General features: G+C 60.9%; 13 protein-coding genes. 7 read left to right on the plus strand and 6 right to left on the minus strand.

Features of this window, described 5'->3' with window-relative positions; translation table 11 throughout:
- Positions 1-68: 68 nt before the first annotated feature.
- The 6 genes from RMQ97_RS14930 (at position 69) to RMQ97_RS14955 (ending at position 8,938) form a co-directional block, all read left to right on the plus strand.
- On the plus strand, positions 69-1,772 hold the full coding sequence (locus RMQ97_RS14930) for a solute:sodium symporter family transporter (RefSeq protein ID WP_413661702.1): 1,704 nt from the start codon (positions 69-71) through the stop codon (positions 1,770-1,772).
- Between the two features lie 81 nt (positions 1,773-1,853).
- A complete protein-coding gene (locus tag RMQ97_RS14935; RefSeq protein WP_413661703.1) occupies positions 1,854-2,921 on the plus strand; it encodes a galactose-1-phosphate uridylyltransferase in 1,068 nt (355 codons plus the stop codon).
- A complete protein-coding gene (locus RMQ97_RS14940) occupies positions 2,918-3,955 on the plus strand; it encodes a galactokinase (RefSeq protein ID WP_413661704.1) in 1,038 nt (345 codons plus the stop codon). Before RMQ97_RS14935 ends, RMQ97_RS14940 begins: the two co-directional genes overlap by 4 nt.
- Positions 3,955-4,932 (plus strand): UDP-glucose 4-epimerase GalE, encoded by a 978-nt coding sequence (gene galE / locus RMQ97_RS14945; protein ID WP_413661705.1) that lies wholly within the window; start codon positions 3,955-3,957, stop codon positions 4,930-4,932. The genes RMQ97_RS14940 and galE overlap by 1 nt, the downstream gene beginning before the upstream one ends.
- Positions 4,929-6,986 carry an alpha-galactosidase gene (locus tag RMQ97_RS14950; protein ID WP_413661706.1) on the plus strand — a complete coding sequence of 686 codons (2,058 nt, stop codon included), beginning with the start codon at positions 4,929-4,931 and terminating at the stop codon, positions 6,984-6,986. Before galE ends, RMQ97_RS14950 begins: the two co-directional genes overlap by 4 nt.
- Positions 6,986-8,938 (plus strand): beta-galactosidase, encoded by a 1,953-nt coding sequence (locus RMQ97_RS14955; RefSeq protein WP_413661707.1) that lies wholly within the window; start codon positions 6,986-6,988, stop codon positions 8,936-8,938. The genes RMQ97_RS14950 and RMQ97_RS14955 overlap by 1 nt, the downstream gene beginning before the upstream one ends.
- Here the strand turns inward: RMQ97_RS14955 and RMQ97_RS14960 are convergent.
- Together RMQ97_RS14960 and RMQ97_RS14965 are read right to left on the minus strand one after the other, a co-directional pair.
- Positions 8,935-10,407 carry a sodium:solute symporter family transporter gene (locus tag RMQ97_RS14960; protein ID WP_413661708.1) on the minus strand — a complete coding sequence of 491 codons (1,473 nt, stop codon included), beginning with the start codon at positions 10,405-10,407 and terminating at the stop codon, positions 8,935-8,937. The genes RMQ97_RS14955 and RMQ97_RS14960 overlap by 4 nt on opposite strands.
- A gap of 51 nt (positions 10,408-10,458) precedes the next feature.
- Positions 10,459-11,058, minus strand: coding sequence for a TetR/AcrR family transcriptional regulator (locus RMQ97_RS14965; protein WP_413661709.1), 600 nt, complete (start codon positions 11,056-11,058; stop codon positions 10,459-10,461).
- A gap of 87 nt (positions 11,059-11,145) precedes the next feature.
- Between RMQ97_RS14965 and RMQ97_RS14970 the strand changes: the two genes are divergently transcribed.
- Positions 11,146-12,300: an aromatic ring-hydroxylating oxygenase subunit alpha gene (locus tag RMQ97_RS14970; RefSeq protein WP_413661710.1), complete on the plus strand. Its 1,155-nt coding sequence runs from the start codon at positions 11,146-11,148 to the stop codon at positions 12,298-12,300.
- Here RMQ97_RS14970 and RMQ97_RS14975 read toward each other — a convergent pair.
- From RMQ97_RS14975 to RMQ97_RS14990, 4 genes are all read right to left on the minus strand, one after another.
- Positions 12,294-13,628 carry a TolC family protein gene (locus tag RMQ97_RS14975; protein WP_413661711.1) on the minus strand — a complete coding sequence of 445 codons (1,335 nt, stop codon included), beginning with the start codon at positions 13,626-13,628 and terminating at the stop codon, positions 12,294-12,296. The genes RMQ97_RS14970 and RMQ97_RS14975 overlap by 7 nt on opposite strands.
- 119 nt (positions 13,629-13,747) lie before the next feature.
- Complete coding sequence (locus RMQ97_RS14980; protein ID WP_413661712.1) at positions 13,748-14,593, minus strand: hypothetical protein; 846 nt, start codon at positions 14,591-14,593, stop codon at positions 13,748-13,750.
- Between the two features lie 214 nt (positions 14,594-14,807).
- The gene (locus RMQ97_RS14985; protein WP_413661713.1) at positions 14,808-15,188 is read right to left on the minus strand and encodes a glycine zipper family protein; all 381 of its coding nucleotides are present in this window, start codon (positions 15,186-15,188) and stop codon (positions 14,808-14,810) included.
- An 80-nt stretch (positions 15,189-15,268) separates the two neighbouring features.
- A complete protein-coding gene (locus tag RMQ97_RS14990) occupies positions 15,269-17,179 on the minus strand; it encodes an autotransporter domain-containing protein (RefSeq protein ID WP_413661714.1) in 1,911 nt (636 codons plus the stop codon).
- Positions 17,180-17,217: the final 38 nt, after the last annotated feature.

The raw sequence follows: 17,217 nt of genomic DNA on the forward strand, positions 1-17,217 counted from the left end.
CGCCAAGCTTGGTCGCTTCTTCTCATGCTGACCGGTCCTGCACCGGTCAAGAGCGTCAGGGAGGCGAAATGACACCGACAGAGATGATGGTGACCCTGGTCAGTTGTGTGGCCTTCATGGGGCTCGTCGCCTGGTGGTCCTACCGGCAATCGCGCCAGGAGGTCCAATCCAAGGAAGGCTACTTCTTGGCCGGTCGGCATCTGGGGGGGGTCTTCATTGCCGGCTCTTTGCTGTTGACCAACCTATCGGCGGAACAGCTCATCGGACTCAATGGTTCGGCCTACGGCTATGATCTGTCCAGCATGGCGTGGGAGGTCACCGCCGCCGTGGCCACCATCGCCATGGCCCTGATCTTTTTGCCACGCTATCTGACCCAAGCCTTCACCACCCTTCCGGAATTCCTGCGCGAACGCTTTGATCCGGATGTCCAGCGTTTGTCGGTCATTCTCTTCCTGCTCGGCTATGGTCTCGTCACCATCCCATCTGTCCTCTATTCGGGCTCGATCGCCGTCATCCGGCTGTTCGACATTCCCGAACTCCTGGGCCTCTCACAGTTTGAAGCGCTCGTTCTTACGGTGCTGGTGATCGGTCTGGCCGGTTCGGCCTATGCCGTGCTGGGCGGGCTGAAAGCCGTGGCCGTGTCGGACACGCTCAATGGTGTCGGTCTCTTGATTGTCGGCACACTGGTCCCGGTTCTCGGCCTGATCACGCTGGGCCAGGGCAGTTTTCTCGACGGCCTGTCCACCCTCGCCCAGACCCATCCCGAAAAGCTCAATGCCATCGGGGGCCCCGCTTCGCCCATACCGTTCGGCACGATTTTCACCGGCATGATCTTCGCCAACCTATTCTACTGGTGCGCCAACCAATACGTCATCCAGCGCACCCTCGCGGCCCGGACCCTCGCTGAAGGCCAGAAAGGCGTCCTGCTGTCGGGCTTTTTCAAGATCCTGGTGCCCCTTTTCATGATGATCCCCGGCGTGATCGCCTTTCACCTCTACGGCCCCGGTCTGACGCGTATCGACGAAGCCTATCCAGCGCTCATCCGCGATGTTTTCCCGCTCTGGATGATGGGGTTCTTTCTCGCCGTCCTGTTTGGTGCGGTCTTCTCCTCGTTCAATTCCCTGCTCAACAGCGCCGCAACCTTGTTCACGCTGGACATCTATGCCCCGCTGCGACGAAAATCGTTGTCAGACACACACATTGTGCGGGTCGCCATGATCACCAGCGTGGTGATCGCGCTCTTCTCTTTTTGCGTCGCGCCACTCCTGTGGTTTGCGCCGGAAGGCTTGTGGCAAATCATCCGGATCTTCACCGGCTTCTACAACATACCCATTGTGGCGATCGTGATTGTCGGCCTGTTCGCCCGGCATACACCGGCCATCGCGGCAAAGGTCGTCATCGTCTTTCATGTCATCGCCTACGGCCTCGTGAAGTTCGCGCTAGCCGACATCGTGACGCTCCATTTCCTGCATCTCTATGCGATCCTGTTTGCCATCGAAGTCGCGCTGATGCTCGTGGCGGGATGGGTCGCCCCAAGGCCTGTTCCGTGGACGCCGACCCATCGCGCCCGGATCGATATGACCCCCTGGCGATTTGCCCGGCCTGTCGCCTTCAGCCTGTTCTCCCTGGTCATTGCCCTTTACCTGGTTTTCTCCCCCATCGGGTTTGCCAGCGGGGACATCGGACTGACTTTCCATGTCTGCCTGATGGGGTTGCTCGCGGCCAATGGCGTGGTCTGGGGCCGGCAATTCATGCGCCCCCGACAGGGGTGACACCCGCATCTGTTCTTGCAGTGAATTCTTGCCGTTGCAGAAGGCTTGCGCCATCGTGCAAACCAGACTTGCGGGGGATGCATGCAGACTAGAAAATCCGGCCGGGCGCGCGATTATTATCGCCGCGATCACGCCAAACCCGATGGGCGCCAGCTTTATCTTTACGGCTACTCACCTCATGAGGGGGAGGCCGGACCTGAATTTGATGACCCGGTCTCTTCGCGTTCGGAAATGCGCTTTCATCCGCTACGTCAGGATTGGTCGATTTTCTCCCCGCACCGGCAGAACCGCACATTCAAACCTTCCAAGGCTGCCAATCCACTGGCCCCGGCCACGCCCGGCGGTGCCATCACGGAAATTCCGTTCACCGCGTTCGAGCTTGCGGTGTTTGGCAATCGTTTCCCCAGCCTTCATCCACACGCACCCGTGCCCCCACAATCGCCCTGGCAGTCGCGCCCTGCAACGGGTGATGCGGAGGTGATCGTCTTTTCCTCAGAGGATGACGGCTCGCTTGCCACTCTTGGCCAGGACCGTCGTGTCTTGCTGATCGAGGCGCTGATCGACCGGTATCAGCACCATTTCGATGCCGGGGCGGCCTATGTCCTGCCATTCGAAAACCGTGGCGAAGCGGTTGGCGTGACACTTCATCACCCTCACGGCCAGATCTATGTCTTTCCCGTCATCCCCGAGCCCCAGGCCCGGGCCGAACGCGCTTTCGCGCAAGGTTATGATCTGGAGGCCGATCGCCAGAGCTGGGGCGAGGACTTCGCCATTGCCCAGTCAGGCGGCATCCACGCCTACTGCCCGCCCTTCACACGTTTCCCCTATGAAGTGTGGCTGTCGGCTGAAAGCCGCGCTCCCGGCCCTTGGGCCCTTTCACGTGAAGAGGTAGAAGGTCTCGCCGAGATGATGGGCGAGGTTGTGGCGCGTTATGACCGGCTTTTCGACCAGCCCATGCCCTATATGATGAGTTTTCAGGCCGCTCCACGTGAAACATGCGGCCAGTTCCAGTTCACCGTACAATTCTATCCCCTGATGCGCTCCGCAGGACGTCTGAAATACCTGGCCGGCGTGGAACAGGCGACGGGGGTGTTTACTGTTGATGTCGACCCGGCCACCGCCGCCCACGCGCTGAGGGACGCGACATGACCCGCACCTGCTGGACACCGGGCCGTGTGAACCTGATGGGAGAGTGGGTCGATTTCAACGGCGGGCTTGTTTTGCCCGCGGCCCTTCCTCTTGGCGTGACCGTGAGTCTGGCCCCGTCCGATAGCGACCAAGACCTGGTCACCTCGGCGCAGTTCACGGACGCGGTCCGCGCCCCACTGGATCAGATGGCCAAGCGAAGCTGGGCAGACTATGTGTTGGGCGCGCTGCAACTGGCCCGGCAGAAACGCTGGCTGGACACAGCCATGCGCGTTCACCTTGATAGCGATATTCCGCCCGGCGCCGGCGTATCCTCGTCTGCCGCTGTCACGGTGGGCGTTCTCAAGGCGGCTGCACCCGCTGGCACGGATCTCACGGAAATTGCCCGTCTCGCCCGGTCCGTTGAAAACGACTATATCGGCGTGCCGTGCGGGATCATGGACCAGATGGCGGTCGCGCATGCCGAGCCGGGTGAAGCCATCGCCTTGGACACGGACAGCCTGACGTTCAAACGATTGCCGATTCCACAGGGTTGGCGATTGTGCGTCATCCATTCCGGGGTGGAACGCCAGTTGGCGGATGGTCAGTACAAGCAGCGACGGGATGCATGTCTGCAAGCCGCCCGGCATCTGGGTCTGGATGCCCTATGTCATGCCAAGGACCTGTCCACTCTGCCGCCCGACCTTTATCCCATCGCACGCCATGTCGTGAGCGAGGAAACGCGGACACGCACCGCGCTTGAAGCCTGGCGAGCCGGTGACGGGACAACATTCGGAGCCTGCATGACGGGCACGCATATCTCCCTGCGCGATGATTTCCGCGTATCAACTGCCGATGTTGACGCCCTGGTCGACACCGCTCTCGATCTGGGGGTCGCGGGCGCCCGCATTACCGGCGCGGGGTTTGGCGGGTGTATTGTTGCCGTCGTGACGCAGGACACACCGCTCGACTGGAAAGATGACTTATTGGCCCGACACCCGGCGGCTCGGTGGATATGCGATATCGACCCGGTCGTCGTTACAACGGAGGCGTCCTGATGAAAATTCTCGTCCTGGGAGGGGCTGGCTATATCGGCGCCCATGTCTGCAAGGCGATCGCGGCACGGGGCGACACCCCGATTGTCTACGATAACTTCTCGGCCGGTCACCGTGATTTCGTGCAATGGGGGCCAATGGTCGAGGGTGATATCCGCGATCCGGCCACTCTGGACCGGGCCTTTGCACGCTTCAAACCCGGCGCTGTGATGCATTTTGCCGCTTCGATCGAAGTGGGTATTGGCGAGCGCGAGCCTCTCGCCTTCTGGCAAAACAATGTTGCGGGGGCCCTTACCGTGCTGGACCGGATGGCGCATCACGGATGTGAGATCTTCGTCTTTTCCTCGACCTGCGCCGTGTATGGCCAGCCAGACGCCCTACCCATCACAGAAGCGGAAAACCGCAAGCCTGCCAATGTCTACGGCCGAACCAAACTCGCGGTCGAACGCGCCCTGGAGGATATCAGCCGCGCCAGCCCACTCCGGTTTGCCGCCCTGCGCTATTTCAATGCCGCAGGGGCCAGCCCGGACGCGGAGATTGGCGAGAAACATGACCCCGAGACTCACCTCATTCCCAATGCCCTGAAAGCCGCCGCCGGACTGCTGGACGAGTTTCACCTGTATGGCGACGACTATGAAACACCGGACGGGACGTGTGTGCGGGACTTCATCCATGTCGACGACCTCGCTGCAGGCCATCTTGCTGCAATCGACCGGCTGGCCACCGGCGCGGACAGTTTTACCTGTAATCTGGGAACCGGTCAGGGCACGTCGGTCCGGCAGATCATTGATGCGGTGGAACAAGTCACCGGTCGCTCCATTCCCCTCACCATCCACCCCCGTCGGCCGGGTGATGCAGCCGAGCTATATTCCGATACCACGCGTGCCGGGGAGTTGCTGACGTTTCAGCCCCGCTTCTCCGATATTCACACGATCGTCGCCGATGCCTGGCGTTTCCATCAGAAGGATTGGGCATTGTGAGCCTGCGCATTAGCGGAGATCAGCTTTCGCTTATCGTTGCGTACAGCGAAACCGGCGACCTCCACCTGGTCTGGTTCGGGCCGAAAGAACTGGAAGACATGGCATGCGAGCCGTCTTTCCAGCGCCTGCCGGCCAGTCCGGATATCCCCGTCGGACCGGGGATCATGCCCGAACACGGACGGGGCTTTCATGGCATTGCCCAGCTGGAAGCGTCCTGCGTTGCGACCGCGCGCCGGGTCCGCCTGACCCCGCCGTCTGCGGTGCTGGACACCAACACGCTCGTGATATCTGCACGCGATGAAACGCTCGGGCTCCATGTCACCACAACACTGTCCTTCACCGGGGATCTTCTCGTCTCGGCCACCACGCTTCACAATGAAGGCGCACAGACGATTCACATCGAACGTGCGGCGTCAGCCTTGCTGCCATCGCCAGACTGGGCGGACCAGGTCATTACCGGCTATGGCGCCTGGGGGCGCGAAGGCGGGGAAGACATTAAGCCCTGGACAGCCGGACGGATCGAACAGGCCGGACGCAGCGGCCGCCCGGGATTTGATGGCGGCCCGACACTGTCTGTCTGCGAAACCGGGACCGACCACGCATTCGGTCGCATGCTCACGGTCCACCTAGCCTGGAGCGGACCCTTCCGCCTGGCGGCCGAACGCGCCACGGATGGATCCGGACAAGTCCTGGCCGAACGCCTCTTCGCGCCCGGCGAGGGGCGGCTTGAACCGGGCAAGCGCCTGGATCTGCCCCATGCCCTGATCGCGTCTTCGCGCACCGGACGAAACGGCGCCGCCCATCGACTTCATGACTATGTTCGGGAACATTCCCGGCCCCTGTCACGGCCCGTGCACTTCAACACCTGGGAAGCGCGCTATTTCAATCTGGACGAGGCCAGCTGTATTGAACTCGCCAGGAGTGCCGCATCGCTGGGTGCAGAACGCTTTGTCCTGGATGATGGCTGGTTCAAGGGACGACGGAACGACCAGACAAGCCTGGGCGACTGGACCGTCGATCCCGTCCCCTTCCCCTCCGGTTTCACCCCGCTGATCGAGGCGGTCGAAGCGTTTGGCATGACGTTTGGCCTGTGGGTCGAACCGGAAATGGTGAGCCCAGACAGCGATCTTTATCGCGCGCATCCCGATTGGGTTTTGGGATATCCGGACCCGGATCTGACGACCGGTCGAAACCAGCTCATGCTTGATCTCGCCCTGCCCCCGGTGCAGGCCTATCTGTATGACAGCATCGCAGCCCTGCTCGATACGTATCGGATCTCCTATCTCAAATGGGATCATAATCGCGACCTGTATCCGGCCATGCGCAACGGTAGGCCAAGGCCAGGTGCGCAAACGCTCGGCCTCTACAGCCTTCTCGACCGGATCCGCTCGGCCTATCCGGTTGAGATAGAGAGTTGTGCCAGTGGTGGCGGACGCATCGACGCCGGCATCGCCCGGCGGACCGACCGGTTCTGGACGAGCGATGCAACCGATGCCATCGACCGCCTGCGTATTCAGCGGTCTGCCAGCCGGATCATGCCGCCGGAAAGACTGGGCGCTCATGTCGGTCCCAGCCCCAATCCCATGACCGGTCGGCAGATCCCCATGGCGTTTCGGGTCCTCACAGCCTTGTTCGGGCATCTTGGCATTGAGGTTGATCCGGACACACTGACCACCGAAGACGCGGATATCCTCTCGCGCGGTATCGAAGTCTACAAATCCCATCGCGATTGGATGTCGACCGGCAGGCTCCATCATATGAGCCACAACGAAGATGATCCCGACATCTGCGTCCTTGTCGCAGCCGATGGCACTCAGGGGCTGGCCCGCGTCCTGCGGATCCATACGCCCCCCCGGCCGCTCCAGCCCAGACTCCGCCTGGCCGGACTGGCTCCACACGCTCGCTATAAGGTGACGGAGATCGCCCTATCCGGTGATCCTGTGCTGTGGCCCATCGGCGAGTACAGCGGTGCGGGCCTGATGAGTGAAGGTCTGCCGCTGGATCCAGGCCGGGCACTCACCGGTCGTCTCATCCATCTTGAAAGGAGCCGCTGATGCGCCTGGGCGTGTGTTACTACCCTGAACACTGGCCGGAAGACCGCTGGACCGTAGATGCACAGCAGATGGCCCAGCTGGGGATCGATTGCGTGCGTATGGGCGAGTTTGCCTGGTCGCGTTTTGAACCGGAACCGAGCGTGTATGACTGGGCCTGGTTTGATCGCGCCATCGATACGCTGCATGCGGCCGGTCTCGGCATCATTCTGGGCACACCCACGGCCACACCGCCCAAATGGCTGGTTGATCGCATGCCAGACATGCTGGCCTGCGACGAACACGGTCGTCCGCGACGCTTCGGGTCGCGCCGGCATTATTGCTTCTCGCATGCAGGGTATCGCGCTGAATGTCGTCGTATCGTAAGTGAAATGACCCAGCGCTATGGTCGCCATCCCGGTGTGGTGATGTGGCAGACCGACAATGAATACGGCTGTCATGACACCATCGAAAGCTATTCCGACGCCGCACAATCCGCCTTCCGCGACTGGTTGAAACGGCGCTACACTGACATCCAGTCTCTCAATTCCGCCTGGGGCACCGTGTTCTGGAGCCAGGAGTATCGCAGTTTTGATGAGATCGACGCACCCGCGGCGACTGTGACCGAAGCCAATCCCTCCCATCGTCTCGACTATCAGCGCTTTGCCTCGGATCAGGTGGTGAGTTTCAACCGCGAACAGGTCGATCTCATTCGCACCCATTCGCCCGGGCGCGAGATCACTCACAATTTCATGGGCGCGTTCACGGCCTTTGATCATCACAAGGTCGGAGCCGATCTGGATCTGGCGACATGGGACAGCTATCCGCTGGGTTTTCTTGATCTGAGTCCGGTTCCAGAAGAAATGAAACAGACCTGGCTGCGCCAGGGCCATCCCGATTTCCAGGCGTTCCACCATGATCTCTATCGCGGATGTTCACCCAAATGGGGGGTGATGGAACAACAACCCGGCCCCGTGAACTGGGCACCCTACAATCCTGCGCCCCTTCCCGGCATGGTGCGATTATGGTCGCTAGAAGCCCTGGCACATGGTGCGGACCTGCTCAGCTGGTTCCGCTGGCGCCAGGCGCCCTTTGCCCAGGAACACATGCATGCCGGTCTGCTGCGCCCCGACGGGGAAGCCGCACCGGCCTTCGACGAGGCGGGTCAGGTGGCGCGCGATCTCACGCACATCGACGGAACGCACACCACCCCGGCAAAGGTGGCTGTCATTTTCGATTATGAGGGCCAATGGACCCATATGATCCAGCCCCAGGGTGCGGGCATGGATCTTCTGCGCCAGACGTTTGAGGCCTATATGGCCCTGCGTTCGCTCGGCCTGTCTGTCGACATCCTGCCCCAGAGCGCTGCGCTCGCAGACTATGCCCTCATCATCCTGCCCGGACTGCCGATTGTCGACGAGACGCTGGCCCAACAGCTGACGTCCGGCCAGCAGACTGTGCTCATCCTGCCTCGCACGGGGTCGAAAACCGACCAGTTCCACATTCCCGACGCCCTCCCGCCACATCGGCTGCAGGACCTGGCCGGGCTCACGGTGACACGGGTGGAAAGCCTTCGCCCCTCGATCCGTGAGACTGTGACCTGGCAGGGCACGGAGATCGAGGTTGTGAACTGGCGAGAGACAGTCGAACTGGCAAACCCTGAGCAGACCAACATTCTCGCGCGGTTCGAGGATGGCTCACCCTTCTGGCTGCAACAGGACAGGGTGCATTACATGACCGGATGGCTGGAACCGTTTTCTGCAAGCCTCGCCTTCGATCACGTCGCAAAACAGGCCGGGCTCGAGACCCATGCGCTCGGTCTCAGCCTGCGTCTGCGGCAGTTGGGGGAGATCACCTTTGCCTTCAATTACGGGCTGGAGACGCTCAGCCTGGACACTGTGGTACCGGAGACAGCCCGGTTCTGCCTGGGCGGTCTGGATCTGCCACCCGCAGGTGTCGCGGCCTGGCGCTCCTAACGCGGAAGGCCGACAAACTCCGCGCTGCGCCCCCAGATGATCCGGTTGAGCCCCAGCGCCACCGCAATGGAGGTCACGAGGGTTGCGAACATGAGATGAATATAATGCGGCGGTTCCCAGCCCAGTCCGAAGAGCGTCTGGATCTGCGGCCACAGCAGGGTCAGACAGGCGTAAAACACTGTTCCGAACAGCACGCCCGTCATCGCAGCACCGGCGCTGACATTTCGAAACACCAGACCCACAATGAAGGCCGAGAGGATGGGCATAGACAGGAGCCCGAACAATTCCTGCACGAGATTGATGATGCTTTCAGCGCTTTGATAAACCGGCACCAGAGCGATCGCCAGGGCGACGAAGACCAGGGTGATCACCAGATTCATCACACCGACATTTGGTGAGGAGTCAAAATAGGTCTCGTGAATATCCAGCACATACAACGTGGTGGACGAATTGAGGACCGAGTTAAAACTGGTCAGCACTGCGGCGGCGATCATGGCCGCGAAGGCGCCTGAAAGCCAGGGCGGCAGCACGGTGGCCACGATCTGCCCATAGGCCGCATCGCCCACATCGCCGAACAGTTTGAACGCCACGATACCGGGCACAACCACAATGGCCGGCACAATGAGCAGGCGGATACCGGCCGCCGCCAGAACCCCCTTCTGGGCCTCCTTGAGCGAACTCGCCGCCATTGCTCGCTGAGTAATCGTCTGATTGGTACTCCAGTAAAAGACCTGGATGAAGATCATCCCGGTCAGCAGGGTGTGCCAGGGAATAGGCGAGGCATCATCACCGATCAGGGTCAGGCGTTCAGCCGGAATGCCGGACAGATCGAAATCAATCGCCTTGAGCGCCAGCACAACCACCAGAACGGCCACACCGAGCACGCCAATACCCGATATCGCATCCGACACGGCAACGGCTCGAAGACCGCCAAAAATGGCGTAAGCGGAACCGATCAGGGCCAATGGAATGGCAAAGGCCAGGATGGGCCAGTCGACACCCATCATCGATTTAAGGAAAAGCGAGCCAGTATAGAGCATCACGGGCAGGAAGACGATGATATTGCCCGCGAGGAAAAGAAGGGCGATCAGGGCGCGGATATTGCGGTCATTATAACGCTGCCCCAACAGTTCGGTCGTCGTCCGGCAATTGTTTCGATAGTAGATTGGAAGAAACACAAAGGCGAGAATGACCAGTCCCAAGACGGCAGCCAGTTCCCACCAGGCCAACAATGCCATCTGATTGCCATTCATCCCAACCAGCTGGTCGGTGGACAGGTTCGTGAGGGTAATCGAGCCTGCAACAAGCACCCAGCTCAGGCTTCGTCCGGCGAGAAAGTATTCACTCTCATCATCTGTGGCGGTCTTTTTCATGGCGGCCACACGCCACCAGGTCAAAACCCCGATCGCCAAAGTCAAAGCCGCGAAGATACCGATCTGAACGGGATCCAGTGCAAGATTATTGGTCATGTATATCTCCCCGCTTCGAGCCTAGTGGCGATTGCAGGGCGATCACAAGCCCTATTCGCCGTCCAGCCCGGCCTGGCGAAACAGAGCCGCAAGAAAGTCCGTATCCATTCCGTCCACAGCCTTACGGCCCCAGATCGCGGCGAGTGTGGCATCGGAAATCACGAAATAACACACGGCCCCGATCAATTGATAAGCCGCCGCACGCACACGATCCTCAGGCTCGCCCTGCCATGTTGGCAAAGCGGAGATCAGCGCCACGCTCACATCCAGGAAGCGCTTGAGATACCAGTGCTGACCGGTCTCTGTCCGATCCAGATTATCAAGGAGTTCGCGCGTGATGAGGCGGGCATCGCGCGGTTGGGTCTGCATGTGCGCATACATGCGAGCCAGATAAGCCTGCACACGCTGACGAGGCGAGCCCGTCACCGCCAGCACATCCTCCAGGATAACATCCAGGCGTTTGGCAATGTCGTCGATCACGGCGCCGTAGAGCGCGTCCTTCGTCTTGAAATGATAAAGAACAGACTGCTTGGTCAAAGCCAGCTCACCCGCCACATCAGCCAGTGACACACCGAAATAGCCACGCTCGGCGAACAGGACGAGCGCGGTTTCGACGAATTTCTTCTGGGCGGAGACGGGCCTCTCGGACATGAGACCAACCTAGCACGGGATTGACGACTTACCACTCGTCAAGTACACAACTTACCGACCGGTAAGTTGCCACCCCCGGAGGACGCCATGGGCCCGCAAGACCAGATCGACCTGCTCGAAGAGATCGACGCGCTCGGTAAAACCCAGACCTTCTTCATGGACGAGACGATCTCCCGCTCACCTGTTGAGCGCTATACCTGTAGTGACCGTTTCGACGCTGAAATGAACCGGATCTTCCGCGCCATGCCGGTGATTGCGGCCCATTCCAGCGAACTCCCTGACCCGGGCAGCTTCATCACGCTCCGCCTGGCGGGTCTGCCCGTCCTCCTCACCCGCGACATGACCGGACAGGCAAATGCCTTCCTGAATGTCTGCCGACATCGCGGTTCTCGCCTTGTTGGAGAGGAGCAGGGATGCAAGAAAGTCTTCAGCTGCCCTTATCATGGCTGGACCTGGGATACGGCCGGTACACTGCGCGGCATTCCCCATCAGGAACAGGGTTTCCCCGGGCTGGACACAAACGCCTACGGGCTCAAACGCCTGCCGGTGATTGAACGCCTGGGGCTGATCTGGGTGATTGCAGATCCGGCAGCGGGTGACACGGCCCAGGCGGAGTTTGAGCGCTGCCTGGCCCCGCTGGAGACAGATTTCACCTGGATGGCGATGGACACGCTCGCCATTGCCCACACGACCACGCAAGACCGGTCAGCAAACTGGAAACTGCTGGCAGAAGGCGGAATCGAGGCCTATCATTTCCGTGTGGTTCATAAACGCACGATTGGCCCACATTTCATGGACAATCTCTCCAGCTATCAAATGCTGGGCCCGCACATGAGATCCATTCTACCGCGCACATCCGTCCGTGATCTTCACAATCGTCCGCGTTCACAATGGTCAATCCGCGAACACGCCAATGTACTCTATACCCTGATGCCGATGGACCAGTTTCTGTTGATGCAGGATCACATCGCCTGGATCCATGCAGACCCCGTCGCCGCTGATCGTACACGCCTGCGCGTTTCCACCCTGGTACCCGCTGCGCAGCTGACCGAAGCCCGGCATGATCACTGGGCTCGTAATCACGATCTGACCTGCGCCACACTGGATGAGGATTTCGAGGTCAACGAACACGCCCAGAGTGGATTAACCAGCGGGGCGAATGACACCCTCACATTCGGCCGGTTTGAAAGCGCGCTCCACGCCTTCAATTCTGCTGTCGAAGCCCGCTTGAAGGATTATTGAGCTGTTTCGGGATCGGGTGCCGTGTCCAGCAATTGCGCTGTCAGGTTCAACAGGCCCAATTGCTCGCGTATGAGCTGAAACCGCGCTCTCACCACGTCGAGCTCGGCCTGTTCATAGTTCAATCGTGCGCTCACCAGGTCCGGCAGCGTGCCCAGACCATACTGGAACTCGCCAGAGATCGCGTCGAAATAGGCAAATTGACTGTCTGCGACCGCTTCACGCCGAACCAGTTGCGAGGCCAGCGAGAGCTGACGGCGAAAGGCGATATGCGCCTCTTCGCGCACATCCCGCTGTTCGGCCCGAAGCGCAAATTCTTCCCCAGACAAACGCGCCTGGGCCTGATCATTCCGTGCGCCCAGGGCACTACCGGTATAGAGCGGCACCGAGACATCCACCCCGACGCGGTCCCGGGCCTGCCAGGTATCAAAATCATCATCATAGGCGTAGGACACAATGCCCACGACCTCCACAACAGGCAGACGCGATCGACGCTGGCGCTCGCGCTGAGCCTCCAGAGACCGGACCGAAGCCCGTCGGCTCGACAATTGCGGATTGGCATCCAAGGCTCGGTCCACGGCGGTCTGCGCATCGGGCAGGGCCCGCATCATCTGGCCCATGGCGCTCTCCAGCGCTTCCACCGAGCACAGGCTTGGCCACACACCGGCATACTCATAGATGCGCACCGCGGCCCGGTCGGCCACGGATTGGATCTCCATCATCTCCGCCTCGGCCTGGGCCAATTCGGCGGCGATCTGTGCACTCTCGGCCCGGGTCGCACCGCCTTCCGCCAGAAGCGCATCAACCGATCTTTGCTGACGGGAAAAATACTCTCGCCGCTCATCGACAACACGCAGCAGGGACTCAGCCTCCAACTGCATTAAATAGGCCTGGGCGACGGTCATGGCGGTCCCCAACCGAACGCTGTCCTCAACGGACGCCTGACGATCCAGACCCGCGCGGGCGGCGTCCAGCGCGTAACGGCTATCACCAAAATCCCAGACACGTTGGGAGACCCGCAGACCATACTGGTTTTCGATCTGGGTCGTGCTCAGCCCGTTATCCCCGACAGCACCGCGTCCGAACGTCGACACCTGAGGCAGACGCAGCGAACGCACTTCGCGCACGACCGCCTCGGCTTCCTCAGAACGGGCCTCAGCCGCACCGATCTCCGGCGCCCGGTCGAGCGCCAAAAACAGGGTTTCGCGAAAACCCAGGCACTGGACCTGCGAGGCAGACACGCCAGGTGTTTGGGACTGGGCTTCAACGACACCTGAAGCCAGGAGACCCATGGTCGATACGGCCAGGACAAGGGCGGAACGTGTCGTCATCATGGTTATCCTTCTGGCCTGCGGCGCTACATTGTCTGTCTCGCCCAAGCGGTACTCACTCCTGCGCGGTTTTACGCAACCCCGCCCCAAACTTGAAGAGGGAGAGATGAGACCTGCCGTCAACGTGTACCACGCCGCAAATCCTTGACCTCTTCGATCAGCTCCGTGAGCCGTGCATTGACAACCGGCATGGGGTCCAGCGTATCCCCCGCCGCGGCCTCGCGCAGCAGATCCCGGCTCAGATATCCCGCACTGGCCATGGCGGTCAGCGCCAGCAGGGCGAGCGCCGCAGAGCGACAAATATCCGCATACGTCATCGGCCCGATCAAGAGCATGGCCAGCGCTGCCATCAGCATCACCAGTCCAACGGCAATACTGGAGGCCATGAACATGTCGCGCCAGTCACGCATCCAGCGGAGCAGCACAATCCGGAAGAGCCGCATTTCAAGCAAGGTTTCAATCGCCTCGGCGGCATGGTCGACATCGTCCAGACCGATCGCCTCGCCCGCAAGCGCCGCATTTCGCCGGATCGCGGCAAAACGGCGTTCGACCAGATGCCAGCAGGACTGCCAGATCGTGGCCAATGCTCCAGCGACAAACATGGCCGCAAACAGCCAGCCGGCAAGCTGGCTGATCAATGGTGTCAGACCGGCAATCCGAAAACCTTCAGACACGCCCAGGCCCAGAACCGCCGCAATGACAGGAATGCTCAGCAAGGCCATCTGGCGCCGGACAAGCTTGTGACGGTAGGTACGGTGGGCGGTCAGAATGCGACGTTCTTCAAAACTGGCCGCCGGTTGTCGCGGCACATCCCGCCGCACATCCGTACACGGCGGTGCATCAGACAAAGGGGTTACGACGCTCGCCTCGACGGGCTGCAGGGAAGACCGATCATCCTCATGAAAGGCCCTCACCCCCTCCATGACACCAGCACCGTCCGGATCGGTCGGAGCGGACGTCTGCATTGATCCGGACCTCACGGATGATGAGGAAGTATCAGGCGTTTTGGATTGGCTCATGCTCCCGCCTTTGCGCGTTCAACCGTTTACCCTGTCGTCATCTCTATTTAGTCCAGCCTGAAACGAGATGAAATGGGGCGGTGGAACGCGAGGATGGGGATTCCGACTGCGCGCCCGGGACGGGCATCAAAAAAGGGCGCGCAGCCGGTTCATCACTGCATCAGCCCACCACGGCGTGGCCACGGCCCTGCATGCAGTCGATGACAATCTGGCGGCGTTCGCCGCGGGTCTCATTCATGCGCGCGCCACCACCCGCGATCGCACCAACGACCGCGCCCGTCACAGCACCTTCGGTATCGTCGACCTCGTCATCGAGCACGCCGGCCACCGCGCCGATACCCGCACCGATAAGCGCATCGGTTCGCACATCATCATTGAGATAGCCTCGCTCGGTCGCGATCTGCTGGCACGCGGCGAGATCCGCACGATAGTTCGGACCCACCGGTCCATCGACAATCGGGGAATAGGTTGCGCCCGTATTGGCGCAGGCCGTCGCCAGCAGACCCGTAGACAGGCACAGGGGGAGAAGACGCGATTTCATGGTTTTATCCTTTTCTTTGAGAGGAGGAGTGGCAGACGGCCCGGATTGGGGGGAGGGGCGGACCGTCTGCCAGGGGGGGATCAGAAGGTAAAGCGCGCGCCCAGTGTCACCCGGTCTGCGTCCGACACATCATCGGCAAACGTGTGGTGATACCGACCGGAGACGGACCAGTTTGGCACCAGGTCCAGATCAAAACCCGCGGACAGGTCAGCGCGATTGCGCGCCGTACCCCCGGTTTCGATCCGCGCCCAGTCAGCCGTATTGTCAATGAGGCGTGCGTCCAGGCCATGGCGGCGGTCACCCAGTTCATAGCGCCACCGCGCGCCCACAACAGGGGTGAAACGCGTTGCATCACCCCATTGCCAGCTTGGCCCGCGCCCTTCGAGCAGCCCTTCCAGACGCTCGCTGCGCTGGGTCTGATCGGCATACTCCAGGGCGAGCCCCGTGGCACCGGTTTCGGCAAACCCGTCCAGCTCGAGTTCAGAGACATGAACGGCCACGCGTGAGCGCAGATCAAATCCAAGCCGTTCATAGGTGCGGCTCGCGGACAGGCTGACATCCCAATACCGACCATCGGTCTGCCCCTGCGCTGTCACGAGGTCCACACCGGTCTGACGCTGGATCTGGTCCAGATCCGTCCAGCCATAAACACCCGTCAGGGCATAGGTCATGGAGCCAAACTGAGCCCCGACCCAGGCATGAAGCGCTCGGGTTTTGAGATCAAATCCGCTCTGATCGGCAATATCACCCTGACCCTCGCCATAACTGAACGCAACACCGCCCAGATAGGTCTCGTTCAATCGGGCCTCTGCGCCAAAACTTCCGCCTGTCGAGCGGACATCCGTACGCTTATCGTGCCCCAGACCCTCCAGCCCGGCGTCAACATGCTGGACATCGGAAAACAGTACATATCCCTGTTCAGGCGCCTGACCCTGACGCGCTGCGACATCCTGCTGGATGTTTTCCAGCACGTATTGTGCAGCATTTGGCAAACGGCTGACCTGGCGCGCGGCCTCACCATTCGCGCCGTTCAGCGTCGCGGTCCACCACTGGGCCTCGAGGCGATGTGCCCGTTCGGTGAAGTGCAGGTCGTCGAAGAACAAATAGCTGTTTTGTCCCTCGACATCCGTTGCGCAAATCGTCTCTGCCTCATCGTCATAACAACCCGATACCGTGTTCGAAAAACCGAGGGCCTCGGCATTGCCGGTCATGTGAGCCAGAAGGGCGGAATACTTCATCGTGACCAGATTGACGTCGTCAGGCAGCCCCTGCGCCGCGATCGCTGCCAGCATCGCCTGGTTTGTGGCCTCGACCAGCGCAGCCAGATCGGCCTGCAGCGCGCTCTGCCCGGCAAATTCCGGTGCATACTGGATGGGTTGCATTTCCGACAGGATGATCGTCTTCACCCCTGCCTCTGCCAGGTTGCGCACATTATAGGCGGCGGCATTGGCAACATCCTCGAGAATGTCGAGCGCATTGTCTCCCTGGCCGAGGCGATCCAGGAAGTCATTGCCACCAGCCAGCATGAAGGCAACATCATCGCGATGAATATCCAGCTCGTCTGCTTCAACCATCGCGCCGAACAGATCAGTCTGGACCTGGACACCCGTCTGCACACCGAAGGGCACCAGATCCCCGCCTCGCGTCATGTGCGCGCCGGAAATTGCAAAGTTCAGGCTCGACGCTGTTCGGGTTGGGTCGAGCACGATGTCCACCTCGCGCCCCATCATTTCAGCCCAGATCAGGCCATTCGATTCCCGCGCATATCCATTATTGGAGGAATACGGCCAATGATCCTCGCCGTGTTCGCCCACGATGGCAGACCAATTGCCCTGCCCTGTCGCGCTATCTCCGAAGAAATAGAAATTGCCTTGCCCGGCCTGGGCTTCGCCATCTGCCGCGATCAACGCGATCGCGGCGACACTGGTCAGCAGGCAAGAGGATCCCGTCAGCACGTGCGAGCCCGCACGCGCAGCTTTGAATTTCAGCATGAGTGTCTCCTTCGGACCCGTGAGAACGAGTCCTATCC

The sequence above is a fragment of the Maricaulis sp. D1M11 genome, from assembly GCF_047308265.1.
Lineage (GTDB): Bacteria > Pseudomonadota > Alphaproteobacteria > Caulobacterales > Maricaulaceae > Maricaulis.